This is a genomic window from Virgibacillus sediminis, from assembly GCF_042643265.1.
GTDB lineage: Bacteria > Bacillota > Bacilli > Bacillales > Amphibacillaceae > Virgibacillus_O > Virgibacillus_O sediminis.
Map to the genome: position 1 here is coordinate 39,854 of NZ_JBHRRZ010000003.1, position 23,599 is coordinate 63,452.

27 protein-coding genes and 2 riboswitches are annotated in these 23,599 nt (G+C 43.0%); of the genes, 4 read left to right on the plus strand and 23 right to left on the minus strand.

The genetic code is table 11. The annotated features are described in order from the left end of the window. Window positions 1–10: 10 nt before the first annotated feature. Window positions 11–976: a 2-hydroxyacid dehydrogenase gene (locus ACFODW_RS02090; RefSeq protein WP_390302221.1), complete on the minus strand. Its 966-nt coding sequence runs from the start codon at window positions 974–976 to the stop codon at window positions 11–13. 25 nt (window positions 977–1,001) lie between these two features. Continuing rightward, entirely contained in the window at window positions 1,002–1,982 is a 981-nt protein-coding gene (locus ACFODW_RS02095) for a hypothetical protein (protein WP_390302224.1), read from the minus strand. A gap of 138 nt (window positions 1,983–2,120) precedes the next feature. Between ACFODW_RS02095 and ACFODW_RS02100 the strand changes: the two genes are divergently transcribed. Next, entirely contained in the window at window positions 2,121–2,588 is a 468-nt protein-coding gene (locus ACFODW_RS02100; RefSeq protein ID WP_390302814.1) for a phosphatidylglycerophosphatase A family protein, read from the plus strand. Between the two features lie 47 nt (window positions 2,589–2,635). Here the strand turns inward: ACFODW_RS02100 and ACFODW_RS02105 are convergent, their stop codons facing one another. Both ACFODW_RS02105 and ACFODW_RS02110 read right to left on the minus strand, forming a co-directional pair. Beyond that, entirely contained in the window at window positions 2,636–3,409 is a 774-nt protein-coding gene (locus ACFODW_RS02105) for a TIGR01457 family HAD-type hydrolase (protein ID WP_390302226.1), read from the minus strand. Window positions 3,410–3,469: 60 nt separating this feature from the next. Beyond that, entirely contained in the window at window positions 3,470–3,907 is a 438-nt protein-coding gene (locus ACFODW_RS02110) for a DUF86 domain-containing protein (RefSeq protein ID WP_390302229.1), read from the minus strand. A 139-nt stretch (window positions 3,908–4,046) separates the two neighbouring features. Between ACFODW_RS02110 and ACFODW_RS02115 the strand changes: the two genes are divergently transcribed. Next, window positions 4,047–4,322, plus strand: coding sequence for a hypothetical protein (locus tag ACFODW_RS02115; RefSeq protein WP_390302232.1), 276 nt, complete (start codon window positions 4,047–4,049; stop codon window positions 4,320–4,322). Window positions 4,323–4,348: 26 nt separating this feature from the next. Here ACFODW_RS02115 and ACFODW_RS02120 read toward each other — a convergent pair whose 3' ends face one another. Next, the gene (locus tag ACFODW_RS02120) at window positions 4,349–4,624 is read right to left on the minus strand and encodes a YutD family protein (protein WP_390302235.1); all 276 of its coding nucleotides are present in this window, start codon (window positions 4,622–4,624) and stop codon (window positions 4,349–4,351) included. Between the two features lie 133 nt (window positions 4,625–4,757). Between ACFODW_RS02120 and ACFODW_RS02125 the strand changes: the two genes are divergently transcribed. Next, the gene (locus ACFODW_RS02125; protein WP_390302238.1) at window positions 4,758–5,303 is read left to right on the plus strand and encodes a YhcN/YlaJ family sporulation lipoprotein; all 546 of its coding nucleotides are present in this window, start codon (window positions 4,758–4,760) and stop codon (window positions 5,301–5,303) included. A 33-nt stretch (window positions 5,304–5,336) separates the two neighbouring features. Next, window positions 5,337–6,317, plus strand: coding sequence for a M23 family metallopeptidase (locus tag ACFODW_RS02130; RefSeq protein WP_390302241.1), 981 nt, complete (start codon window positions 5,337–5,339; stop codon window positions 6,315–6,317). 252 nt (window positions 6,318–6,569) lie between these two features. Here the strand turns inward: ACFODW_RS02130 and ACFODW_RS02135 are convergent, their stop codons facing one another. The 18 genes from ACFODW_RS02135 to ACFODW_RS02220 form a co-directional block, all read right to left on the minus strand. Beyond that, the gene (locus ACFODW_RS02135; RefSeq protein WP_390302244.1) at window positions 6,570–6,677 is read right to left on the minus strand and encodes a MetS family NSS transporter small subunit; all 108 of its coding nucleotides are present in this window, start codon (window positions 6,675–6,677) and stop codon (window positions 6,570–6,572) included. A 1-nt stretch (window position 6,678) separates the two neighbouring features. Then, window positions 6,679–8,214: a sodium-dependent transporter gene (locus ACFODW_RS02140; RefSeq protein ID WP_390302247.1), complete on the minus strand. Its 1,536-nt coding sequence runs from the start codon at window positions 8,212–8,214 to the stop codon at window positions 6,679–6,681. A 408-nt stretch (window positions 8,215–8,622) separates the two neighbouring features. Continuing rightward, window positions 8,623–10,167, minus strand: a complete 1,545-nt coding sequence (locus tag ACFODW_RS02145) for a Na+/H+ antiporter NhaC family protein (protein ID WP_390302250.1) — start codon at window positions 10,165–10,167, stop codon at window positions 8,623–8,625. A gap of 168 nt (window positions 10,168–10,335) precedes the next feature. Next, a riboswitch (Lysine riboswitch) is annotated at window positions 10,336–10,511 on the minus strand. Window positions 10,512–10,560: 49 nt separating this feature from the next. Next, complete coding sequence (gene yunB, locus ACFODW_RS02150; RefSeq protein ID WP_390302253.1) at window positions 10,561–11,337, minus strand: sporulation protein YunB; 777 nt, start codon at window positions 11,335–11,337, stop codon at window positions 10,561–10,563. A gap of 135 nt (window positions 11,338–11,472) precedes the next feature. Then, on the minus strand, window positions 11,473–11,781 hold the full coding sequence (locus tag ACFODW_RS02155; protein ID WP_390302256.1) for a YunC family protein: 309 nt from the start codon (window positions 11,779–11,781) through the stop codon (window positions 11,473–11,475). 59 nt (window positions 11,782–11,840) lie between these two features. Continuing rightward, window positions 11,841–13,244, minus strand: a complete 1,404-nt coding sequence (locus tag ACFODW_RS02160; RefSeq protein WP_390302259.1) for a bifunctional metallophosphatase/5'-nucleotidase — start codon at window positions 13,242–13,244, stop codon at window positions 11,841–11,843. 12 nt (window positions 13,245–13,256) lie between these two features. After that, a complete protein-coding gene (locus ACFODW_RS02165; protein WP_390302262.1) occupies window positions 13,257–14,075 on the minus strand; it encodes a sulfite exporter TauE/SafE family protein in 819 nt (272 codons plus the stop codon). Between the two features lie 116 nt (window positions 14,076–14,191). After that, window positions 14,192–15,589: a Fe-S cluster assembly protein SufB gene (gene sufB / locus ACFODW_RS02170; protein WP_390302265.1), complete on the minus strand. Its 1,398-nt coding sequence runs from the start codon at window positions 15,587–15,589 to the stop codon at window positions 14,192–14,194. A gap of 46 nt (window positions 15,590–15,635) precedes the next feature. Further along, window positions 15,636–16,070, minus strand: a complete 435-nt coding sequence (sufU, locus tag ACFODW_RS02175) for a Fe-S cluster assembly sulfur transfer protein SufU (protein ID WP_390302268.1) — start codon at window positions 16,068–16,070, stop codon at window positions 15,636–15,638. Next, window positions 16,057–17,280 carry a cysteine desulfurase gene (locus ACFODW_RS02180; RefSeq protein WP_390302271.1) on the minus strand — a complete coding sequence of 408 codons (1,224 nt, stop codon included), beginning with the start codon at window positions 17,278–17,280 and terminating at the stop codon, window positions 16,057–16,059. The genes sufU and ACFODW_RS02180 overlap by 14 nt, the downstream gene beginning before the upstream one ends. Then, complete coding sequence (sufD, locus tag ACFODW_RS02185; RefSeq protein ID WP_390302277.1) at window positions 17,280–18,590, minus strand: Fe-S cluster assembly protein SufD; 1,311 nt, start codon at window positions 18,588–18,590, stop codon at window positions 17,280–17,282. The genes ACFODW_RS02180 and sufD overlap by 1 nt, the downstream gene beginning before the upstream one ends. A 17-nt stretch (window positions 18,591–18,607) precedes the next feature. Further along, window positions 18,608–19,393 carry a Fe-S cluster assembly ATPase SufC gene (gene sufC / locus ACFODW_RS02190; RefSeq protein WP_390302280.1) on the minus strand — a complete coding sequence of 262 codons (786 nt, stop codon included), beginning with the start codon at window positions 19,391–19,393 and terminating at the stop codon, window positions 18,608–18,610. Window positions 19,394–19,604: 211 nt separating this feature from the next. After that, on the minus strand, window positions 19,605–19,769 hold the full coding sequence (locus ACFODW_RS02195) for a hypothetical protein (RefSeq protein WP_390302283.1): 165 nt from the start codon (window positions 19,767–19,769) through the stop codon (window positions 19,605–19,607). 216 nt (window positions 19,770–19,985) lie between these two features. Then, on the minus strand, window positions 19,986–20,831 hold the full coding sequence (locus ACFODW_RS02200) for a MetQ/NlpA family ABC transporter substrate-binding protein (RefSeq protein WP_390302286.1): 846 nt from the start codon (window positions 20,829–20,831) through the stop codon (window positions 19,986–19,988). A gap of 59 nt (window positions 20,832–20,890) precedes the next feature. Next, complete coding sequence (locus ACFODW_RS02205; RefSeq protein WP_390302290.1) at window positions 20,891–21,559, minus strand: methionine ABC transporter permease; 669 nt, start codon at window positions 21,557–21,559, stop codon at window positions 20,891–20,893. Continuing rightward, window positions 21,549–22,580, minus strand: coding sequence for a methionine ABC transporter ATP-binding protein (locus tag ACFODW_RS02210; RefSeq protein WP_390302293.1), 1,032 nt, complete (start codon window positions 22,578–22,580; stop codon window positions 21,549–21,551). The genes ACFODW_RS02205 and ACFODW_RS02210 overlap by 11 nt, the downstream gene beginning before the upstream one ends. Before the next feature lie 119 nt (window positions 22,581–22,699). After that, window positions 22,700–22,811, minus strand: a riboswitch (SAM riboswitch). A gap of 69 nt (window positions 22,812–22,880) precedes the next feature. Then, the gene (locus ACFODW_RS02215) at window positions 22,881–23,195 is read right to left on the minus strand and encodes a thioredoxin family protein (RefSeq protein ID WP_390302296.1); all 315 of its coding nucleotides are present in this window, start codon (window positions 23,193–23,195) and stop codon (window positions 22,881–22,883) included. 10 nt (window positions 23,196–23,205) lie between these two features. Beyond that, window positions 23,206–23,562: a toprim domain-containing protein gene (locus tag ACFODW_RS02220; protein ID WP_390302299.1), complete on the minus strand. Its 357-nt coding sequence runs from the start codon at window positions 23,560–23,562 to the stop codon at window positions 23,206–23,208. Window positions 23,563–23,599 lie beyond the last annotated feature (37 nt).

Here is a 23,599-nt window from a genome sequence, read left to right on the forward strand (position 1 = left end):
TATATGACAATTAAAATACTGGTGTTTTCGGGTCTTCCCCGCCTAGAACGGCTGTTAGATTCTCCAAGCACAGATTAATCATTTGTGCTCTGGTCTCCATACTTGCGGAACCAATGTGCGGAAGGCACACGCAATTCTCCAGTGCAAGAAACGGATGGTCTGACCGAATCGGCTCCTCACGGAAGACATCCAGCCCTGCCGCTTTTATTTCTTTGGCCTTCAGCGCTTTCAACAAAGCATTTTCATCGACCACACCGCCCCTTGATACATTAATGAAAATCGAAGTTTCTTTCATTAATCTGAAAGCCTGTGCATCGAATAAATCGGCAGTTTCATCAGTTAATGGCAATACAGAGACAACATAATCAGCTTCCTGCAATAATTGATCAAACTCTCTGTAAACTGCCGGCAATGTCTTTTCTGCTTCATATTTGCGGGTCCTATTATGATACAGAACCTTCATGCCAAACCCGCGAGCCCTTTTGGCAATCGCCTCACCAATCCTGCCCATCCCTACAATACCAATGGTTTTATGGTGAATATCCGATCCCGCGAGCAGAAAAGGTGACCAATTTCTCCACCTATCCTCTCTTACGAAGTCAGTTGCTTCCGCCAACCTCCGTGCTGTTGCCATCAGTAGCGCAAATGCCAGATCAGCAGTAGTATCTGTCAACACATCAGGAGTATTTGTAACGGCGACCCCTCTTTTACGCGCCTCTTCCACCTCGATATTGTCATACCCTACAGCCAAGTTCGAGACAACTTTCAACCGGGTTGCACGATCTAATAATTCTTGATCAATTTTATCGCTTAACATGGTCAACAATCCATCGGCCTTTTCAGCTTTTTCCAACAGTATCTCCCTCGGAACCGGCTCTTCCTCTTTGTTCCAGCATTCAAAGCGAAAATGATTTTGATAGGTTTGTAGAAATTGCTCTGGTATTTTTCTAGTAACGTAAATTAGCTGTTCAGCCATCTTCCGAATCCCCTTCCTTCAAATACTACAGCCAGTGTAACACAGGAATCTGATCTGCCTCATGATTAATGCCAGCATATTTAAAAAAGTTTCTCAATCCTTGTTCATATCTTTTCTGCCTTTCCATCATATTCACCAATTCTTTGTCAGGCAGCTTCTCCCTCTCCATACGAAAACATTTTTCAAGCCAATCGAAGATATGCACAGGGAACAGCAGCCTTGCATACAATGAACGCCAGCCGAATATGGATAATGGTCTAACTAACTGATAATCCTTAAGAAATAAGCTCATTTCTTCCCCGCTCTTCTCATTCAGCATCAATATTCTGATATATTCGGCAAGATCTCTTGCTGGATGATCATACAGCAGGTCCTCCATCCAGATTAGAGAGCCAGTTAACTGATCCCGGTACCTTCGAAAAGCAATTACTCCTTGATCATAGTGATGGAACCTTTTATCTCCCTCTGTTTCCTGGATATATTGGATAGCATTCTCGCTGATTCCGATAATATAAGGCATATAATCCATCAGGGACCGATAGAAAGAGGAATGCTTCTGGTTGCTCTCATGTTCTACCTTTTGTTCGAACATCGTCAGTTTTTCCGTCCATAGGTAATGCCATTGACCGTAACTGGAGGCAAAATGAGGTTCATAAGGATATCCTGTACCTGTCTCATGGAACTCAGCCAGCTCCCTGCCTGCAGATGTACTTATATCTTTCCTGGATTTGAGCTTTGTCCTTAAGACCAAATGTTTTTTGCCTCGGTAGTCGGTATACCAGTTGCCATGTACATTGGGAATGGGTACAGCCATATGCGTGTAATTGCGCTCTGCCATGTAATAGGCAAGTGACGCCTGTTCCATATGAATCATTTCCTTATTATCAGCCGTGATGGTAAAATATACATTATCATCCATTACATAGCCTTCTCTCCCATCATCCAGCCTTATTTTCTCCTTAGTATCCACTACATAATCGGATGCGAGCAGTTCTCTAAATGGCAATGGAATCTCCCCCCATATTTTTATGATTAGTTTATGAGTATTAAAGGGAATACTTAACCAAAATACCAATTTAAAAGAAAAGGTGATATCGTGGAAAACAATACAAGACAAAGTGAATTGGAAGTAAAAGCTAGACAGATGCTCTCGGAAAGAGGTGTAGAATTAGAAGATATTGCAGAACTTGTCTACTATCTGCAATCAAAGTATCACGAAAATCTCTCCATGGACGAATGCAGACATAATGTGGATCGTGTACTTACGAAGCGGGAAGTGCAAAACGCCATTTTGACCGGTATCCAGCTCGATGTTATGGCGGAAAAAAAGATGCTTGACCAACCGCTCCAAAAAACAATTGATACCGACGAAGGTCTTTATGGAGTGGACGAAATCATTGCTCTTTCTATCGTGAATGTATATGGTTCCATTGGCTTTACAAATTATGGATATATTGATAAACAAAAACCAGGCATCCTCAAGAAACTGAATGATAAATCCAGCGGAGAAGTACACACTTTCCTGGATGATATCGTAGGTGCCATTGCAGCTGCAGCTTCGTCCCGCCTGGCTCATAGTGAATCGGCCGATGAAGAGGCTGTTGATGACTGATCGAGCTTCTATATAAAGAAAAAGGAAGAGCCGGCTTTAGGCTCTTCCTATATTCTTTCTATCCATTCTTTCAGGTTATGAACATAATATGTCGGCTTTACCTTCAGCCCTTCCAATCTTTCAAACGGTGTAACTCCTGTAAATACCATCAAGGTATCAATCCCTGCATTGATCCCTGCTTTAATATCTGTCAGATAATTATCTCCAACCATCAGTGTTTCCTCTTTGGATAGCTGAATCATATCCAAGGCCTCCTCCATAATAATGGACTCCGGCTTTCCGATGAAAATGGGATCTACTCCTGTACTGACTGATACGACGGAGGTAAGTGAACCATTACCCGGAAGCATGCCCCTTTCTGTCGGGATGGAAACATCACTGTTAGTGGAAATGAATACAGCCCCATTACGGACATTCAGGCATGCTTTAGCAAACTTTTCATAGGTCACCTGACGATCTATTCCTACTACTACAAAATCACAATCTTCGTCATCGGATACTGTCAGCCCTTCCTCTTTCAGAGCCTGCAGTATACCTTCTTCCCCAATTACATTACACTTGGCGTCAGGGTTTTTCTCTCGTATATATTTCGCTGTGGCCAGACTTGTCGTAACCACATTTTTCGGGCTTGATTTGATGCCGAATTGATTAAGTTTGTTGGAAACCCTCTCCTGTGTCGCCGATGAATTATTGGTGACAAACAGGTATGGGATACCTTTTTCACTTAGTGCATCCACAAATTCCCTGGCACCATCTATCGGGTCCTTTCCTAAATACATTGTTCCGTCTAAATCAATTAGATACCCTTTATATTCGTTCATTTTTCTGCTTCACTCCTTGCTGCTATAACGGGAGATTTACTGTCCTCTCCCTCCCATTTTCTATTCATTGGTAAATGCGTTGGCAACTCCCAGTTCATTATCCATATACTTTCTGATCCGGGCGCTGAAATTTTGAAGTGAACCCCAGTTTTTATGTACAGACTCATACAATGAATAATGGTCGACTGCGGTGTACTCATTCACCAGCGTTTTTCTTAATCGGATGACTTCCTTGTAATTTTCTTCTTCTTCAGAAGGCAGCACCTTTTCGTCGATCAAGATATCGATAATATCCTCGTAGCTCCCGGGATCCCGCATAATAAACCCATCAATCATCATATTACCCACATCAAGCGTAGACTCAATCAGAACATGGACCATACGTTCCAACGCGTATTTTTCATAGGATGACGTGAAGCTTCCTTTTTTTAATTCCCCAAGGACTCCTTCCATATATGTAAGAATTTCTTCAATTCTCCCCCTGTCAACAAAGTACATGTGCATTACCTCCATATATGATCTCACTTTTCAATAATACCATATTCCTCAACAGTTGAATAATCGATCAACCTCTCCACGATTATTACTCATATATTCACTATTTCCGGAGAAGATACAGGAAGAAAGGAAGGATAACATGCCAAAAAAACACAATGCTAAGTACTCGGACTTTTCTACTGTTGACAGGGTCAGGAATGAACTCATCCCGGAAGAATTTCCTGAAGGGCCCTTCGGCTCCGCAATAAATGAGGAACAAGCGGTCCAGGGTAAATCATCACCCTGGAAAGAAGGCCAGCAGCGGCAGAGCGCTTTCACTTACCCAAGTGAAGACCTGCATGATGATCTGCCGAGGCAAACTCCAGGGGCCCACCCTCTCCACGATGAAGAGGGTAATATACCAGAAAAGGAGTAGCAGTCACACTGTGTCTGATACTCCTTTTATCTATCCACTTTTTTTAGGACAAAATACGCACAGCCAAAGTTACAATATTCGTAAAGATAATCGTCCAGTGTACTGATACGGGAATCAAGTGGTGCTTTCGTATTCCGATCAGTATAAAAACCTTTTAATCGGAGTTGTTCGTATCCCCAGTCCCCGACAATAAAATCATACTTTGCCAAGATTTCCGAGTATCGTTCTTTCAGGGCCGTTTCATCAAAACCATTTTTTTCATTTTCAATTAATTCATATGTCTTTCCATGCAGTTCCAACAAACTTGATCACCCCTCTTTATCTTTTTTAGTTTATCACAAGTGATACTCCAGTTACCATGATAATCATGAATGATTTTGCTTACCTTCGACAAACTAAAAAAGAGATAACTGAATAGTAATTAGGAGGATTAACATGAAAAAATCTTGGGCTTCAACAGCCATTCTTTCACTTGCACTTCTGGGAGCATGTGCTCCTGGGGATAACGCCGCTAATGATCAAGAAGAGATTGCAGATGAATTAGATCCAAACACTCAAATGGAGGGGAACGCCGATCCTGAATTGGATGAACGGCTGGGTTTTGTTCATTATCAGAGAGATGAATTGGATAGAAATGACCAAAACCGAGAAATAGATATCAATCGCCCCGAAATGGCTGATATGATTACCAGAACAATTCTTCAGAGTGAAGGATTTGAGCAAGTAGCTACATTAGTAACCGATCAGGAAGTGCTGATTGCGTACGAAAAAAACGATGTACTTGATGATACAGTTGCTGAGGATACAGCAACTCGGACAGCTGAATCTGTAATGCCCAGATATTTCGATATCCATGTTTCAAGTGACAAAGGTCTAATCGATGATATTCAAAGTCTGCACAACTCTACCACCCAGAACAGAAATTTTGATAATACAATTGACCAAATCATCAGGGAAATGGACAAGTCCAATGCAGAATAACCTGATGACATGCCATATAAAGAGGTGAGAACATTGATTGCGAAATATATAAGGCTCCTCGGTATCCTATTGCTTCTTCTCACCATTGGTCCTTCGCTAGCCCTTGCTGAGGCCGAGGATAATGAAGAGGAGAATATTTACGCAAAAAGGATGGCCCTATTTAAAAAAACCGAGACACTAACCCAAATCCCCTGGTATTACTTTGCTGCCATCGACAATTATGAGAGGAACATGCTGGAAAATGAAGAAGAGGAAAAGGTAGTCTCCATCTCCCTGAAACCTGAAGTATGGTTTGGTGCGGGCAACATTGCATCCATCAAGGAGCAAGAGATTATCGAACTGTTCAATGGCAAGGGAAAAGACGGGAACGGTGATGGGAAAGCCGATCCAGACGATCCCGAAGATATGCTTTACTCCTTTGCGAATATTCTTCTGGAGGAAGGGCCGACAAGAGATGATATTAAAATTGCCCTATGGAACCACTATAAACGAGATCTGACGGTACAAACAATTATGAACACAGCTAAGGTGTTTAAGCGGTTCCAAAACATCAATTTAACGGATCGTGACTTCCCTGTGGCTACCGGATATAATTACAGCTATAACAATACTTGGGGTGACAGACGTGGATTTGGCGGCCTCCGTATTCATGAAGGTACTGACATTTTTGCGGATTACGGAACACCAGTCAAATCAACAACTTATGGTGTGGTAGAAATGATGGGATGGAACCTATATGGTGGATGGAGAATTGGTATCAGAGATATATATAACATCTATCACTACTATGCACATATGAGCGGGTATGAAGAAGACCTTGAAGTAGGCCAGGTTGTCAAGCCAGGAGATGTACTTGGGAGTGTAGGATCGACAGGCTACGGCCCCCCTGGGACTTCAGGAAAATTCCCTCCCCATCTTCATTATGGAATGTATAAAGATAACGGCAAAAAGGAATGGTCATTCGACCCATATCCATTCTTAAAGAAATGGGAGAGAATGGCTAAAAATAAGTAAAGTCAAAGGTTACCTGCAGATGACTCCTTAAAAGTAGACAGGTCATGAGTAAAGGCTGTCTACTTTAAGGGGGATTTTGCTGATTTCTATGTACTCACTTGGGAAGCAAGGAGACTGCTAATATGGAGAAGAACCACCCATCTTCAGAATCATTCAACGGCCCCACCCCTAAAAAGTGTAGGAGTGAGGCCGTTGAATTATTTTTCAATTATCTGCCTAGACAGAGGATATTCCAAAACAATAGTTTCTATACTATTTGGATTCCTTTCCTTTTTTTATAGCATAACCGATACTGCCGGCTAAACCTCCCCATATTACTGTCATACCGATAATCATTACAGTAATTGCACCAGCACTCATACTATTTGACCTCCCTTGATTCATTCTCTTGATAACCTGTTTCTGAGGAAGCCTTCCAATTGGTAAGGGAGAGGGCAATGCCAATAATTAATGCGGCTGCGGCAACTGCCCATCCCGTAAACATAATAAATGAATCGGTATACCCACCATAGTTACCGGTCTCTGTATCAAACCGCTGTAAAAAGTTCTGGGTAAACAATCCAAACATCATATATCCAAGCACAATAGGAGTTATGACAGTCAGACTAATCGTCCACCAGGAACCCAGTCGAATATCGGAAATTTCATTGGCATGCGACTGCAAACCACTAAGTTCGCGTAAGAACCATGCAATCACCACAACTTCCACCAGGCCTATAAGGGCAACGCCGAACTGGTTGATGAAGTAATCTACAGAGTCAAGGAAATTCAGACCGCCCTGCGTGGCATAAAGCAGAGAAATAAGCGCGGCCAGACCTCCGCCGAATAAGACTGCCTTACCCCTGGATATATTAAATTTATCTACCAATCCGGAGATGTATGTCTCTGAGATGGACATAAGGGAAGATAAGCCCGCGAGTACAAGTGATGCAAAAAACAGGAATCCGAACAGTTCATTCATTGCTGGAAATTCATTGATGATAGCCGGGAAAACAACAAATGCAAGGCCTACCCCGCCGGCAACTACTTCATCAACAGCCACGTTGGACTGTACTGCCATGAAACCAAGAATACCGAAAACGCCGATCCCTGCCAGCAATTCAAAACTGGAGTTACCTAAACCAACGATAAATGCGTTATTTGTTATATCTGATTTCTTTGGCAAATAGCTAGAATAGGTAATCATAATCGCAAATGCGATGGACAAGCTGAAAAATATTTGGCCATAGGCGGCAATCCATACGTCCGGCGACATAATTTGTGAAAAGTTCGGTGCGAAAAACGCTTCAAGTCCCTCGACCGCACCTGGCAGTGTTACAGCGCGCAGTACGATGATAAGAAATATAATTACTAATAATGGTATGAATATCCTATTTGCAACTTCAATACCTTTCTTGACCCCTTTAAAAAGGATGCCCAAGACCACAGCCCAAACAACAATCAGTGGAATCAGTACGCCCGGAACAAATCCTCCGATCTCCCCGGGATCCGCCAAATTAAGATAATTGCTGAATAAAAATCCTTCTGTGTCTGATCCCCAGCTTAAATTAAAGGAAAACAGGGTATAAGAAATTGCCCAAGCAATGATTACAGAGTAATAAGTCGAGATAACAAAAGCAACCAGTACTCCCCACCAGCCAATCCATTCTGTTTTCTTGTTCATCCTGCTGAACGTCAGTGGTGCAGAGCCACGGTATTTATGCCCCATGGTAAATTCCATAATCAAAATAGGTATACCGGCTGTCAGCAATGCAAACAAGTACGGAATAAAAAATGCTCCCCCACCATTTTCATACGCAACGGCCGGGAATCTCCAGATATTTCCAAGTCCGACTGCGGAACCTACAGCTGCAAGAATAAACCCTGCTCTTGTCCCCCATTGAGAGCGTGTATTCATTTGCAGACCTCCTCCTTTTAAATTCCCCCTTGATATAACTAATCTATGTCTGAGCATATCAAGGAATGTTTAAAAATTTTTCTTTTTTCAGATATTAATAGTATTATAACGGTACTTTTCTCCTATGTCAAAGTAATATTTTAGTTTTTCCCTAAAGAAATTAGGATACTTCGCCTGTTCCGATGGAGGACAGAGAAAAATAGCTCAGGATACCTGTTCATTGAAAATGGACGTTTGAAGAGTACCTGTGAGCGATCGTAGTTTTGATGAAGAAGGAAAAGGTGACAGTTGTTAGGCTGGGCTTATTATTCTCTCCCTGGGAAACCAGATAACTAGATCTTTTCCACTTATAAATAAAAACGCATTCCCCCTTTTTATTAAAGGAGAAATGCGTTAACTGCCAATCTTCTATTGTTTTTTGGCTGTATGAAGAATCAACGAGGTAAGAATAATTATTCCCAGTGTCAGTAATAGGGCTAGCCATACCTGACTTGTTAATCCCAATAGTAAATACCCTGCTCCGGCAGCTCCAGCTGAAATGCTGGCATATGGCAGCTGCGTGATGACATGGTCTATATGATTGGAGCCTGCTCCTGTCGAAGAAAGAATGGTGGTATCCGAAATTGGTGTACAGTGATCACCGAAAACGGCACCTGCCAAGACGGCTGCTAATGAAGGCAGCAGCATATTTACATCGGTCAATACAGCCACTTCCGCCGCAATTGGAAGCATAATCCCGAATGTTCCCCAAGAAGTTCCAGTTCCCAATGCCATTAGTCCGGCAATCAAGAAAAAGATGAATGGGAGCATCGATCCGCCGATATTTGCGTCACTTACTATTTGAGCAAGGTACTCACCTGTTTCCAAGGTACCTATTATATCACCGATCATCCACGCAAGTATCAAAATATAAATTGCAGGAAGCATGGTTTTTATTCCTTCTAGCAGCACTTTCCACGTGTTGGCACGCGGAGCCTTCTGCAGGAAGTGGAGAACAAGGCCAGCTAATACAGCTGCTGCCCCTCCAAGGAAGAGTGAGAGGTTAACGTCCGTATTTGCAAATATAGACAGGATATCAACTTCACCTTCAGATGCCTGGGCACCGGTAATAATCATAGAAGCTACCGTTACACCAACCAGCACAGCGATCGGAGTCAGCAAATGATGGACCCTTCCATCGTTGTGTGGTGCAAAGGTATCTCCCAAATCTCCAGGAACATTATCCTGCTCCGGGTTCAACAGGTGACCTTTCTCTACGGCTCTTTGCTCATGACGGCGCATAGCACCAATGTCGAGATTGAAATAAGCCGTTATAAAGACGAGGAGCAAGGCTGCCAATGCATATAAATTGAGGGGGACCATTTGCAGGAAAGCAGATAGAGGCTGATAATCCGTCACCTCATTTGCAGCAAATAAACCGCCTAATATGCCAATAATATACGCCCCCCAGCTGGATATCGGCGAAACCACCGTGATCGGGGCCGAGGTGGAATCGATAAAATATGCAAGCTTAGCCCGGGATACGCGGTGTCTGTCTGTAATCGGGCGAGCAATCTGTCCAACTGCTAATGCGTTGAAATAATCATCAATAAAAATAATAATACCCAATACTGGTGTCATCAGCTGGGCACCTCTTCTCGTCCGGATACGTTTCATCATCCAGTCTCCGAAGGCGCGGCTTCCACCCGAAGCTTGCAGAAATGCCGTCATAATTCCAAGAAGAAGAAGGAAGGAAATGAGCAGGATATTGCCTGTATTCAAGGCCCCCTCAGTGATGAAAATAGTATAGAACACATTCCATACTTCTTTTATTGCGTCCCATACGGAGAAATTGTGAATAAGCAGAGCGCCTACAATAATCCCCGCTCCCAGAGAAATGAGCACCTTCCTTGTAAGTAAAACTAAAACCAGCATTAGTATTGCCGGTATAATTGAAAAAATTGTACCTTCCATTCTGTTACCTCCAAAAAATATTTGCTGGTGCCTGAAAGATAACTAATAGGAAATGGGGCAGATTGAATCAAAGCCTGTGACTTCTCTGGCTTTTCCGAAAAAAGCACAAAAAAACACAATGATAGAAAATAACCTATCATTGCATCACAATATACGTTATCCTCCATTTCGATCAGTAGTTCTCCATGCACACTGCAGCATGACAGTACACCCCTTATTCAAGGATATACCAGCAATAATAAGTATGACCCCTTATTATCCTTCGGCAGACAATCCTTTCGACAGCCATCATCGTTGTCATTCTCCTGCTGACTACTTATATTATCTGCACCTCTACCTCACCGATCTGATAAGGTTATATTATTCAATTAACGATAATACTATACTAGATTTTCATTCATTCTGCAAGTCATCTTTTGGAACTGCTATAGAAGGACCTGAACTGCTACCACCATAGAAATCGGGAACGTCCCCCATTATAGCGCCGCTGTCAATATATATTTCTGTCTGTACCGTCTTAACTTCCGTGGTAAATGGGATAACAATTTGTACATCTGCTTCGACGTTTACGTAAAGAGAAACCCATGCTCCGTTTATGCCAAACTCTTCCTCTTCCCGGACAATATTGGTACGCACACTTCCTACCAGTTCCAAGTTGACTGGTATGGTTGGACCGAGATTTGCAAGTACCGTATTTCCCGTTACCTGGCCGAGAGGGATCTCTACCAGTGTCGGATCATGTTCGGCTCTGTCCTCAGCACCTTCATTGTAATCATAGGGATCATGCAATGAATAATCATATGTAATAGGGTCTCCCCTGTTCACATGCATGAAAAATTCTTCTACCCTGTCGGTGGCCACTCGATTTATTTCACTGACAACTGCCGGATTCCATGTATAAGTAGCCACGTTTCCCTCGTCATCATATGTGATCCGCAATACTTCATCATAATTATAGCTTTCAGCAAATCGAACAGCAGAATTAATGGCACGGGTAGCAAACTCATCTGTTTTGACTTCTGCTATTTCCATCAAGGTAGGTTCAATTCCTTCATCGATCAGCCAGATGCTCAACATTACAAATAATGTGAAGAATACTGTAGTGATCAGAAATAGATTTTTTCTTGGAGGTGGCGAAAAACTCTTTTTGAAACCCATTTTCTTTCTCAACGTCAACCCCCCTTATTACACCTTATGCTTGTATTAAGGAGGGTAGACGTCCAAATATTAACTTAGGGACAATGATACTAACGCTACTCTTAAACCATATTAGAATAGAAAACACCTTCCAGTGAGGAAGGTGTTTTAAGAGATGTTAAGAAGAGCCTCTTTTCCAGTCATTCCCGGCTCCCAGCCATATTCCTTGGAAGCATCCGTAACTTTTTCCAAAGGTGCATGAAGCAATTCTTCAATGGTTCTGACTCCAACCGCCCTGCCGGCGATTACATTTCTCTTCCTTAATTTCTCATTTTCATTAAAAATATCCACATCCAGTGCTGCACACATAATATAACCGATGTCATTGGAAATCATCAGCAAATTGGTTTTTGGCAATTCAACTCGAATGGCTGTGAAAATCATGCCGTCAACCTCTAATGGATTCACTGTGATCATCTTTAAAATGCCCCCTTCGTAACTAACACTATATTTGTATGCAAGGGGGCATTAAAGTGTCACGAATGGATCCCGTAATTCTTTCGCAGCGTATCTGCCAGCAGGTTCCTCAAGAATTCCGGCAGAAAATATTCTTTTCTTTCCGACTTAGCAACCTCTGGAAGCAGCCGGCCAAATGTAAAGGTATCTGCCGTTGCCACTGTATAGTTCCTCTCCATATCTAACGGCTGGCCGTTCATGGTGACTTTCCTCACATATTCCTCTCCATCCGGCCTACACCCGGTTTCTACGTCCACTCCTGTAAATACCATTCTGCCGAGCACTTCTCCTCGAAACCCGAACCCCTTCAATTTCAATTCCATGAAGTCTTTCGTGAGGGAAGCACGGATAACCTCTACTAGTTCATCTCCTTTGAGTTCCACGACAACCGGATTAATTGGATGAGGGCATATCCGATGAATATCATGATAAGTAACTTCTCCCGCCGGAAAATGATCAAGGAGCAAGCCGGCATTTAGCATGGCACAATCCGCCTTTGTCCAATCCTGCACCCTTTCGGTCAGCCGCTCCATCAAAGGAGTCGGTGAAAACCATTGTACCTCTATCGGCTCCTGGATAGTCACAACGTTTTCGCCCATAATTTCCTCGGCTTTCTCGTAGAGTTCAAGCAACTTTTGCTCTGTTGGAAGATCCTTAGCCAGCTTTGTTATATCCCTTGTATAGGCTTCTTTATTTACCAGCTTTTTCTGATGGTGGTCCCATGTCAGAATGACCTCTCCCGCGTAAGTACAATGTTTGCCAGCCGCCGTGATAAGTGTATTATTCACATTCTCACCACTATGGAGAAGATGATGTGTATGCCCTCCAATGATTACATCAATCTCAGGATGGCGTCTCGCTATCTCCTGGTCCTCGTTTAAACCAAGATGAGATAGAAGAATAATTACGTCAGCGGACTCTTTCATCTTTCTTATATGTGCTTCCAATGTGGCATACGGGGAGGAAATGTGCCAACCCAACAGTTCATAGAAAGCATTGAATGGAGCCGTCAATCCAATTACACCAACTTTCACACCATTATAGGAGGTGAGAGTGGAGACTGACTTCAACCAGTCTGGGGATTGCTGATCCAGACTATGGAGATTTGCACATACCACCTCGAATTCAGCCTCATCGTATAAATGGAATAAATCCTGATGTGCTAACGTAATCCCCTCATTATTTCCAATAGTCGCCAAGTCATATCCCGCATCATTCAAGAGACCCACATTGGCCTTTCCCATAAATGCTTCGGCGATGGGGTGGACTCTGTCTACATGGTCACCGATATCTACTAGCCAGCATGACTCTCCCGCGTCTAGCCGGCTATCTTTTGCGTTCTTCAGATATCCTGCGGCTTTGGCCCATTGTTCAAAGTTGCTATGTAAATCGTTAGTATAGTAAAAATATAATTTTTCCTGCATATGGCATACTCCTTACGAAATACCCTGGAATATCATACGGATACCTATCATAATCAGCAACAGACGTAGTATCCACTCCAGTGCTCTTCCATGTAGTCTCTGATTAACAAATGCACCAATTTTCCCGCCAAACCAAGCTCCTGGTATGAAAAAGACAGCATATTGCCACATAATATGTCCGAGTGCCAGGTGAGTGCCGGCGCCTATGAGACTTACAAACAGAATCATAAACATCGATGTCGCGGTAGCGAGGTGTGCTGGCAGTCCAAAAAGGAGAATCATGGCTGGAACCATCACCGATCCGCCTCCGATACCGAATAATCCGGACATTACTCCTACAAATAAGGAGAGCAGAAAGGCAGGTCCGATGGTTACTGTATATTCATATGTTTTGCCATCTATCCAGAATGTCCGGACTCCCCGCCTTCTTTTGGTTGCTTTGCTTCCGAATGTCTGCCGTCTAATAAAAAAAAGCAGAGAAATACAGATCATCAATAAACCGAAGAACAATAGGAACTGCTCTGTTTCGACAAACTGGTTCATCCAGGACCCGGCTATTCCACCTGGGATGCTGCCGGACAGAAGAAGCCAACCTGTTCTGAAGTCGATCCTTCCTTTTTTATAATAGGCAAGAGTGGATGACAAAGCTGTAAATACCATGGTCACTAAAGATATCCCAACAATTGCCTGAGGTGTTGCCCAGTTGAAAGCATCCATATACGTATTCAAAATCAATAGGCTGGGTACTAATATTATTCCCCCGCCCAACCCTGCCAAACTTCCTACGAAGGAAGTCAATAATCCAATAAGCAAGCAAATTACATATACCAAACTCTACCACTTCAATTCTTATGTATTCTTTATTTATCTTAGCATTAATTCCTCCTTTTTCCCATACACATGGATGAAAAAGAAAAAGCCCGCATATGCGGACTTTTATAAATCACTTAACCGATAGAACCTTCCATCTCAAATTTGATCAGGCGATTCATTTCTACGGCATATTCCATAGGCAGTTCCTTAGTAAACGGCTCAATGAATCCCATGACGATCATTTCGGTTGCTTCTTCTTCACTCAACCCTCTGCTCATCAGATAGAATAATTGTTCTTCCGAAACCTTGGAAACCTTTGCTTCGTGTTCAAGAGAAATATTGTCATTATAAATTTCATTATATGGAATAGTATCCGAGGTGGATTCGTTATCCATAATCAGGGTATCACATTCAATATTAGAACGGGAACCTGAGGCTTTACGACCGAAATGGACGAGGCCACGATAGGAAACCTTTCCGCCTTGTTTGGAAATAGATTTGGATACGATGGATGAATGCGTATTTGGCGCAAGGTGATGCATTTTCGCCCCTGCATCCTGCAATTGCCCTTTTCCGGCTATTGCAATGGAAAGAGTATTCCCACGTGCACCTTCCCCTCTAAGCAGTACAGCAGGATATTTCATGGTCAACTTAGAACCAATATTTCCATCAATCCATTCCATGGTTGCATTCGCATCACAGACTGCCCTTTTCGTTACAAGGTTATAGACATTGTTCGCCCAGTTCTGGATGGTCGTATAACGGCAGTACGCATCTTTCTTTACAATAATCTCCACTACAGCACTGTGAAGAGAGTTGGTTGTATAGACTGGTGCTGTACATCCTTCTACATAATGTACAGAAGCTCCTTCATCAACAATGATCAATGTCCGTTCAAATTGCCCCATATTTTCGGAGTTTATCCGGAAATATGCCTGCAGCGGGGTAGTCGTTTCTACTCCCTTTGGAACGTAGATGAAGGATCCGCCTGACCATACAGCTGAGTTGAGTGCTGCGAACTTATTATCGGAATAAGGAATTACTTTTCCGAAATGTTCCCTGAAAAGATCCTCATTTTCTTTGAGGGCTGTGTCTGTATCTTTAAATACAATACCCAATTCTTCCAAATCTTCTTTCAAGCTGTGATAGACAACTTCTGATTCATATTGTGCGGATACACCAGCCAGATACTTCTGTTCTGCCTCCGGAATACCCAGCTTATCAAATGTCTGTTTGATTTCGTCAGGCACTTCATCCCAAGACTTTCCCTGTCTTTCGGATGGTTTTACATAATAGACGATTTCATCAAAATCAAGGCCAGACAAGTCGCCGCCCCATTGAGGCATTGGACGCTCATAAAAATGTTCCAGTGACTTCAGACGATATTCCAGCATCCACTCAGGTTCCTCTTTCAATCTGGATATTTCTTCGACTACTGTTTTGGTTAAACCGCGCTCTGTACGGAAAACAGAAACGTCTTTATCAGAAAACCCATATTTATATTCTTCAATTTCAGGCATTTCTTTTGCCATTCAAAAAACCTCCTTTAGGTGTCTAAAAGCTTAACCTCTTTTGCCTCTAGTCTTCCTTAACACCTTTTTCCATCGCTTTCCACGCCAAGGTAGCACATTTAATCCGTGCTGGGAATTGGGATACCCCCTGAAGTGCAGCGACCTCACCAAAATCATCATCTTCAATCTCTATATCTTCGCCGAGCATCATCTTCGAGAAGTCTTCGGACATCTTCAATGCTTCCTCGGCGGATTTCCCTTTGACTGCCTGGGTCATCATTGAGGCGGAAGACATACTGATAGAACAGCCTTCCCCTTCGAATTTAGCATCCTTTACCAATCCATCTTCCAGCTGAAGCTGAAGTTGGATACGGTCCCCGCAAGTCGGGTTATTCATATCCACTGTCAGTACATCGCCTTCAATGGAACCGCGGTTGCGCGGATTCTTATAATGATCCATGATGACCTGTCTGTATAGTGTATCAAGGTTATTTAAAGACATTACCAAAATACTCCTTTGTTTTTAAAAGTCCATCAACCAAACGGTCAACATCTTCATTCGTATTATACAAATAAAAGCTGGCTCGTGCAGTTGCGGAAACGTCCAACCACCTCATCAATGGTTGTGCACAGTGATGACCTGCCCGTACAGCGATGCCTTCTGCATCAAGGGCAGTTGCTGCATCATGTGGGTGGACATCATCCAAATTAAAGGTAACAAGCGCTGCACGCCTTTCTGGCCCGTATACCTCCATGCCGTCAATGGTGCGCATTTGCTCCATAGCATAATCGGCAAGTTTCTGTTCATGGTCTGTAATGGCGTCCATACCGACGTCATTTAGAAAATCAATTGCAGCTGCCAAGCCTACAGCACCGGCTATAATCGGAGTACCTCCTTCAAATTTCCAAGGAAGCTCCTTCCAAGTGGAATCATAGAGGTTTACAAAGTCGATCATTTCCCCGCCGAATTCAACAGGCTCCATATCTTCAAGCAGCCGGCGTTTTCCATAAAGCACGCCAATACCGGTTGGCCCGCACATTTTGTGGCCGGAGAAACAATAGAAATCACAGTCAATATCTTGGACATCCACTTCTATATGAGGTGCCCCCTGTGCTCCGTCAACAAGCAGAACCGCTCCATTATCATGTGCAATGGAAGCTATCTCATTAATCGGATTGACTGTACCAAGTACATTGGAGACATGCGTGATCGCCACTACCTTCGTCTTGCTTGTAATTGTGTCTCGTACATCTTCCAATGCAATCGTCCCATCATCTTGTAAGGGAATATATTTTAATGCAGCCCCAGTAGCTTTAGCCGCCTGCTGCCAAGGTATGATATTGCTGTGATGCTCCATCGGGGTGATGACAATCTCATCACCAGCTGTTAAATTGGCCCTTGCATAACTGTAAGCTACCGTATTGATTGCTGTCGTTGTTCCACGGGTAAATATCACTTCCGCGGTACTTTCCGCATTGATAAATTTCCGCACTTTCTCCCGTGCACCCTCATATTTCTCTGTTGCTCTAGTACCCAGTGTATGAACGCCGCGGTGCACATTCGAATTATCCTGCCTATAATACTCATTGACAGCTTCGATTACAGACCTCGGTTTTTGAGAAGTTGCAGAAGAATCAAGATATACTAGCGGGTTTCCATTCACTTCCTGGTCAAGAATCGGGAACTGTTCACGGATCGCCTTAATATCCATCAGTAAACTTTCCTTTCAATAACCTGTGTCAGCTGATTTTTTACAGATTCAACTGGAAGCTGTGTAACTACCGGAGCCAAGAAACCGTGGATAACCAAGCGCTCTGCTTCCTCTTTGGTGATTCCGCGGCTCATCAAGTAATACATCTGGATTGGATCCACACGGCCGACGGATGCGGCATGCCCCGCAGTAACATCGTCCTCATCAATGAGGAGAATAGGATTGGCATCTCCACGCGCCCTTTCACTTAACATCAGTACCCGGGATTCCTGTTCAGAATTACCTCTTGTACCGCCATGTTCAATTTTACCGATAGCATTGAAAATAGTAGAAGCTCTATCCCTCATGACTCCGCGTTGTAAAATATAACCATTGGTATCCTTGCCTTGCTGCACGATGCTGGATGTGAAATTCTGGGTCTGTTTTCCGCGGCCGACAGATACTGCTTTAGCTTCAGAAGAGGAATTGTCACCAACTAGATATGTGATGTTCTCAGAGACCGTGTTTCCATCATTCATCTGTCCTAAAGCCCAGTCGATAACGGCATCGCGGTATGCAACTCCCCTGCGGTTCACATAGGTGGTAGTTCCGGCTGCTAAATTGTCAACTGCCCCAAAAGCCACACGGGCATTATCGTTTGCAATCACTTCGGTCACGATGTTAGCAACCGTTTCCTGTTCGGAATTCTGGGATAAATAATTTTCCACATACGTTACGGAACTGCTCTCTTCCGCAACAACCAGTACATGGTTAAACAGGGAAGTTTGCGGGTCTTCCTGCCAGAATACAGCCTGGATCGGTTCCTCTATCTGAACATTTTTAGGTACATAGAGGAAAATGCCCCCGTTCATTAAGGCTGTATGCAAAGCTGTCAGTTTATGTTGGTCGACAGCTACGGCATCTTTCATATAATATTTCTCCACCAGGTCGCTGTGTTCTTTCATAGCAGTGAATATATCTGTGAAAATTACGCCTTTTTCCTTCAACTCTTCACTGAGGGAGGCATAGGCTATAGAATGGTTACGCTGTACTAGGAGATTCTCAGGCACCTGATCCTCATCAAAGTATACCTGCAGCTCTTCCGGAAGTTCATTGAGGGATGTGACGGCCTCCCCTTCTAGATATCCATGATTAAAATTGGAGAAATTCCATTTGCTGATATTCGTCTTATCAGGTTTGGGCATTTCCAATGAATCAGCCTGGTCAAGAGCTTCAAAGCGCAATTCCTTCATCCATTCCGGCTCATTTCTTTCCTGTGAAAACTGGTTTATATAATCTTTATCAAATGGCAGCTTTGTTTCTACAGTCATATTAACCCTCCTAACAATTACGCGTTCTGCTCAACTGTTTCGTCTTCAATGCCCAGTTCTTCTTTAACCCAGTCATATCCTTCTTCTTCTAGGCGTTTTGCAAGTTCTGGTCCGCCTGATTTAACAACACGTCCCTGCATCATGATATGGACATAATCTGGAGTAATATAGTTTAACAAGCGCTGATAGTGGGTAATAATCAGCGTACCGAAGTTTTCATTGCGCATTTTGTTGATTCCTTTGGAGACTACTTTCAGGGCATCGATATCTAGACCTGAATCAATTTCATCAAGGATCGCAATTTCTGGTTTCAACAGCATCAGCTGAAGAATCTCGTTACGCTTTTTCTCCCCGCCGGAGAACCCTTCATTGAGATAGCGCTGTGCCATATTCTTATCTATTTCCAGGTAGTCCAATGTTGCGTCCATTTCCTTGATGAATTTCATCAATGGGATTTCATCGCCCTCTTCACGGCGCGCATTAATAGAAGAGCGCAGGAAGTCAGAGGTGGTTACCCCGCTGATTTCACTTGGGTACTGCATACCGAGGAAAAGCCCTGCACGTGCACGCTCATCTACTTCCATTTCCAGCACATCTTCACCGTCCAGTGTAACGGACCCTTCGGTAATTTCATACTTCGGATGCCCCATGATCGCTGAAGCCAAAGTGGATTTCCCCGTTCCGTTCGGCCCCATTACTGCATGGAACTCCCCGCCTTTTATCGTAAGGTCTACACCTTTTAATATTTCTTTATCCTCAATAGAAACATGAAGATTCTTGATTTCCAAAACTGATCCAGCCATATTGATACCTCCAAAAACTAATATTATTTCAAATGAATGTAGCATCCATTCTCAATCTATTCTCATTCCAATCTTAAAGCATTTCGAATGTATTATCAACTTTTTAGGATAAGATTGTTCCACGCTCTGTTTCATGCTGTGCCGGTTCTCGAGGCCATTCTAAAAGCCGGCTCCCTTTATGGGATACCGGCTTTTCATTTCCATGGCAATTTTATAGGTTATGAGCAAACTCAGCAGTTATTTGCTTGGATTTTTGATATTCTTTTTCTCTTCTTCTTTCCACTTCCAGCCGTTTGTCCAACTTCCTCTCGTACTCTGCAAAGCAAATGCGATTGGACTGTTCCATGCCTTTTTCCATTTCCGAGGTGTAGTTCAAACTTATTCCGCTGTTAATAGGGAATCATCCTTTCGGTTTATTTAACAATTATTATGTTAACACAAGGACAATTCCCCCTACAAAGCCGCTTTAAACCCCTATAGCCCGCTGGAGTTTTAAATACATTCCATAGTACCGGTTCAGATGAAACAGACAGCCACATTTTAGAAATAGCTATTGAATGCTAGCAAATCCTTGGAACTTGCAGAAAAATTACTATTCTCCATCCACTGGAACAACGGCACCTTCATACTCTTCCAGGATGAAATTCTGAATCTCTTCCGAGCGCAAAACCTCAACTAGCTTATTCAACGATTCATTATCCGCATCTTCCGAACGAACTGCCACCACATTCACATATTCGGAATCTTTCCCTTCAATGAACAGGGCATCTTCCAATGGATTCAAATCCGCGCCAATTGCATAGTTAGTATTAATGACTACCAACGCATTCTCCTCGTTATGATACAGCTCGGGAAGAAACTCGGCAGCATAGTCCGGGGAAAACTCGAGATTCATAGGGTTCTCCTCAATATCTTCCATTGTAGCCTCGGATTTCTCTACCCCTTCCTTCAGTGTTATAAGTCCTGCTGACTCAAACAGGGATAGAATACGTCCATGATCTGGTACGGAGTTGCTCATAATAACTTCTGTTCCGTCTTCGATATCTTCAATACTTTCAATCCCTTTGGAATATACACCCATAGGCTCGATATGGATACCTCCGATGGATTCTAATTCATATCCAGTATCTGAAATAGTTTGCTGCAAGAAAGGAATATGCTGAAAATAGTTTGCATCCAGCTCTCCACTCGCCAAATCATCATTCGGGAGTACATAGTCCTGGTATTCATCCACGTTAAGAATGATTCCTTCTTCTTCAAGCAAAGGCTTTGCCTGCTCTAAAATCTCAGCGTGCGGGGTGCTTGAGGCACCTACAGTAATTTCAACTGTTTGACCTTCTCCTCCGTCAGATGTATTGTTCTCATCTGTTTCTCCTCCGCCACAGGCAGCTAAGAACAGGATGGATAGAATTGATATGAACAATAAAGACTTCTTCATTTTTGTCTCTCCTTTAAGTTTGAAAATTTAAATTGCATATATTCAGTTTACACCAAGGGTTACCGCTTATCCAGTTTTCTGGTAATGAAGTCGCCGATGAATTGGAATAAGAACACAATCAATACAATGACTACCGTACAAAGGAATACGACATCGAAATCCCTACGTTGGAAACCAAAATAATAGGCATAGTTACCGAGACCACCAGCTCCTATAACTCCTGCCATTGCTGTATAGCCAATTAAGGCAATGGCAGTCACTGTGAGTCCGGAAACAAGAGCAGGCATTGATTCAGGAAGCAACACCTTGAAAATGATGGTACTGGTTTTTGCCCCCATGGATTTCGCCGCTTCCACAACCCCTTTATCCACTTCCCTTAAGGCTATCTCTACCAACCGGCCATAAAATGGAGCAGATCCAAGGATCAATGCCGGCAGTGCTGCATTCGGCCCCCGTATGGTGCCGACCAGAAAATCGGTAAAAGGGAACAACAGCAAAATAAGAATGATAAAGGGAATAGCACGGAAAATATTGACAAAGGAGGCAACGGCAAAGTTGGCATATTTATTCTGCCATATGCCGTCCTTCATTGTCAGATACAACATAAGTCCGAGAAGGATGCCGAATATACAAGTCCCTGCAAGTGCAAGTATGGTCATATAAAATGTTTCATAGGTGGCAACCCAGAAATCCTCCATTTGGATATTAGGAAAAAGTTCAGCCATCATCACGTATAACCTCCACTTCCACCGAGGTCTGCTCTAGAACAAAGGAAACAGCTTTTTGAATTTCCTCTTCTTCCCCGTTGATTTGTACATAAAGTGTACCGTATGCCCCACCCTGGGTCTGGGTAATTTTCCCTTGCAGAATATTAATGTCGACGTCAAACCTTTTTGCGAGTTGGCTGATCAATGCCTGATTGGTTGTCTCTCCGACAAAATGGAGGCGGATGATATTTCCTTCTTCAGATCTCTGCAGAAGCTGTGCCATACTGTCTTCCTCCTGTTGATTTCCCATTACTTGCTCTACAAACTTTTTGGTCACTGGCTTTTCGGGCCTGGAAAACAGTTCGAGTACATCTCCTTGTTCTACAACCTTCCCTTTTTCCATGACAGCCACCTGTTTGCAAATTTTACGGATTACATGCATTTCATGGGTAATAAGAATGATAGTTAACCCGAATTTCTTATTGATATCCACCAGTAGATCAAGGATAGCATTCGTCGTTTCTGGATCAAGAGCAGATGTAGCTTCGTCACAAAGCAGAACTTTCGGCTGGTTGGCCAGCGCACGTGCGATTCCTACCCGTTGTTTCTGTCCACCGCTTAATTGAGAAGGATATGCGTTCTCTCTCCCCGTCAGGCCGACCAGACCGATAAGCTCTTCTACCCGTGTCTCACGATCCTTTTTAGGAACTCCCGCAATCTCCAGCGGAAAAGCGATATTGTCTTTGACCGTCCGTGACCAAAGCAAGTTGAAATGCTGGAAGATCATCCCGATATCTTGCCGTGCAACTCGCAACTGTTTACTGTTTAATGTTGTAATTTCTCTGTCGTCAATAACGATCTTCCCCTCCGAAGGTTCCTCCAGCCGGTTCAAGAGTCTGACAAAGGTGCTTTTACCGGCACCACTGTAGCCTATCACACCAAATATATCACCTTCATTTATAGTTAGTGACAAATCATCAACTGCGGTGATATCCTGTTTATCCGTTTTGAAATATTTACTTAGATTCTCAATGGAAATCATGGTAATCCCCCTTTCATTCTGGAACTATTGGTAGTATGTACAATCCATACTTTTATAAAAAAACATAAAAAAGCCTTTCTGTAAGAGAACAGAAAGACGCCAGTTTATGCCTTCTAGTTCTCTTATCTGTCAAAGTTTTACTTTGCAGGAGTTGGCACCTTTCAAATATCAATATATTTGAAGGTTGCCGCGGGTTCACTGGGCCAGTCCCTCCACCGCTCAAGATAAGAGTTGAAATTTTATTTGATTGCAATCCAATACCCAAAATAGTACCATGCATGCAATGCCGTGTCAACCGCTTTATTGCTCTTGAAAGAGTTGCGGTTTATATTTCATTAAATAACTGTATATATTGGGAATGGAATGGAATGTATATACCTTTTCCACATATTCACCTTTTTCTTTGACCAGCAGGCATGGCACACTTTCAATCTGTTTTTCCTGCATGAATTCGGGATGCAGGGAAGCATTCATTTCGAAAAATATATCTTGTTTATGCACCTGTTCAATCTTTTCCAGCATACTACGTGCAAGCTGGCATGTCCCACAAAAAGGGGTATAGATATACACAAGGAAATTTTCCTGTTCTGATATTTCTTTGGTAAATTGCTTCAAACTCCTCACCCTATACTAAAAAAATCGGGTTAACCGCTATATGTTTACTTACTAATGCAGAGGCAAGGATATTTTCTGGTGTGGTGGCCACTTCCCGGTACTCACTGCTTACAAAGATGTGCTCTGCATGTGGCAGTTCCCTGGACAACTGCTTTCTCAGCTTCACGCCGGAAGGATCTTCATCCACTAAAATGATGACCTCCTTGTGGTCCAAATCATATGTTTCCAATAATTCATCAAAGCGCTCCACACCTAATGTCCCATGCGTACAAACAATGGTCACGTCATCCGTAATCAATTTTTGGATCTGCCGTTTATCGGTTAAACCCTCAACAATAATCACCTTGTCGGTCTCATGCGTAATCATCCCATAGCACTCCTTATGAAATCAAGCAAGAAGCTTA

Bases quoted from the DNA above. Each gene is read 5' to 3' on its own strand.
- ACFODW_RS02090 (WP_390302221.1), bottom strand. From the start codon at position 976: ATGGCTGAACAGCTAATTTACGTTACTAGAAAAATACCAGAGCAATTT.
- ACFODW_RS02100 (WP_390302814.1), top strand. From the start codon at position 2,121: ATGCTCTCGGAAAGAGGTGTAGAATTAGAAGATATTGCAGAACTTGTC.
- ACFODW_RS02105 (WP_390302226.1), bottom strand. From the start codon at position 3,409: ATGAACGAATATAAAGGGTATCTAATTGATTTAGACGGAACAATGTAT.
- ACFODW_RS02110 (WP_390302229.1), bottom strand. From the start codon at position 3,907: ATGTACTTTGTTGACAGGGGGAGAATTGAAGAAATTCTTACATATATG.
- ACFODW_RS02115 (WP_390302232.1), top strand. From the start codon at position 4,047: ATGCCAAAAAAACACAATGCTAAGTACTCGGACTTTTCTACTGTTGAC.
- ACFODW_RS02125 (WP_390302238.1), top strand. From the start codon at position 4,758: ATGAAAAAATCTTGGGCTTCAACAGCCATTCTTTCACTTGCACTTCTG.
- ACFODW_RS02135 (WP_390302244.1), bottom strand. From the start codon at position 6,677: ATGAGTGCTGGTGCAATTACTGTAATGATTATCGGTATGACAGTAATA.
- ACFODW_RS02140 (WP_390302247.1), bottom strand. From the start codon at position 8,214: ATGAATACACGCTCTCAATGGGGGACAAGAGCAGGGTTTATTCTTGCA.
- ACFODW_RS02145 (WP_390302250.1), bottom strand. From the start codon at position 10,167: ATGGAAGGTACAATTTTTTCAATTATACCGGCAATACTAATGCTGGTT.
- ACFODW_RS02155 (WP_390302256.1), bottom strand. From the start codon at position 11,781: ATGATCACAGTGAATCCATTAGAGGTTGACGGCATGATTTTCACAGCC.
- ACFODW_RS02160 (WP_390302259.1), bottom strand. From the start codon at position 13,244: ATGCAGGAAAAATTATATTTTTACTATACTAACGATTTACATAGCAAC.
- sufB (WP_390302265.1), bottom strand. From the start codon at position 15,589: ATGGCAAAAGAAATGCCTGAAATTGAAGAATATAAATATGGGTTTTCT.
- sufU (WP_390302268.1), bottom strand. From the start codon at position 16,070: ATGTCTTTAAATAACCTTGATACACTATACAGACAGGTCATCATGGAT.
- ACFODW_RS02180 (WP_390302271.1), bottom strand. From the start codon at position 17,280: ATGGATATTAAGGCGATCCGTGAACAGTTCCCGATTCTTGACCAGGAA.
- sufD (WP_390302277.1), bottom strand. From the start codon at position 18,590: ATGACTGTAGAAACAAAGCTGCCATTTGATAAAGATTATATAAACCAG.
- sufC (WP_390302280.1), bottom strand. From the start codon at position 19,393: ATGGCTGGATCAGTTTTGGAAATCAAGAATCTTCATGTTTCTATTGAG.
- ACFODW_RS02200 (WP_390302286.1), bottom strand. From the start codon at position 20,831: ATGAAGAAGTCTTTATTGTTCATATCAATTCTATCCATCCTGTTCTTA.
- ACFODW_RS02205 (WP_390302290.1), bottom strand. From the start codon at position 21,559: ATGATGGCTGAACTTTTTCCTAATATCCAAATGGAGGATTTCTGGGTT.
- ACFODW_RS02210 (WP_390302293.1), bottom strand. From the start codon at position 22,580: ATGATTTCCATTGAGAATCTAAGTAAATATTTCAAAACGGATAAACAG.
- ACFODW_RS02220 (WP_390302299.1), bottom strand. From the start codon at position 23,562: ATGATTACGCATGAGACCGACAAGGTGATTATTGTTGAGGGTTTAACC.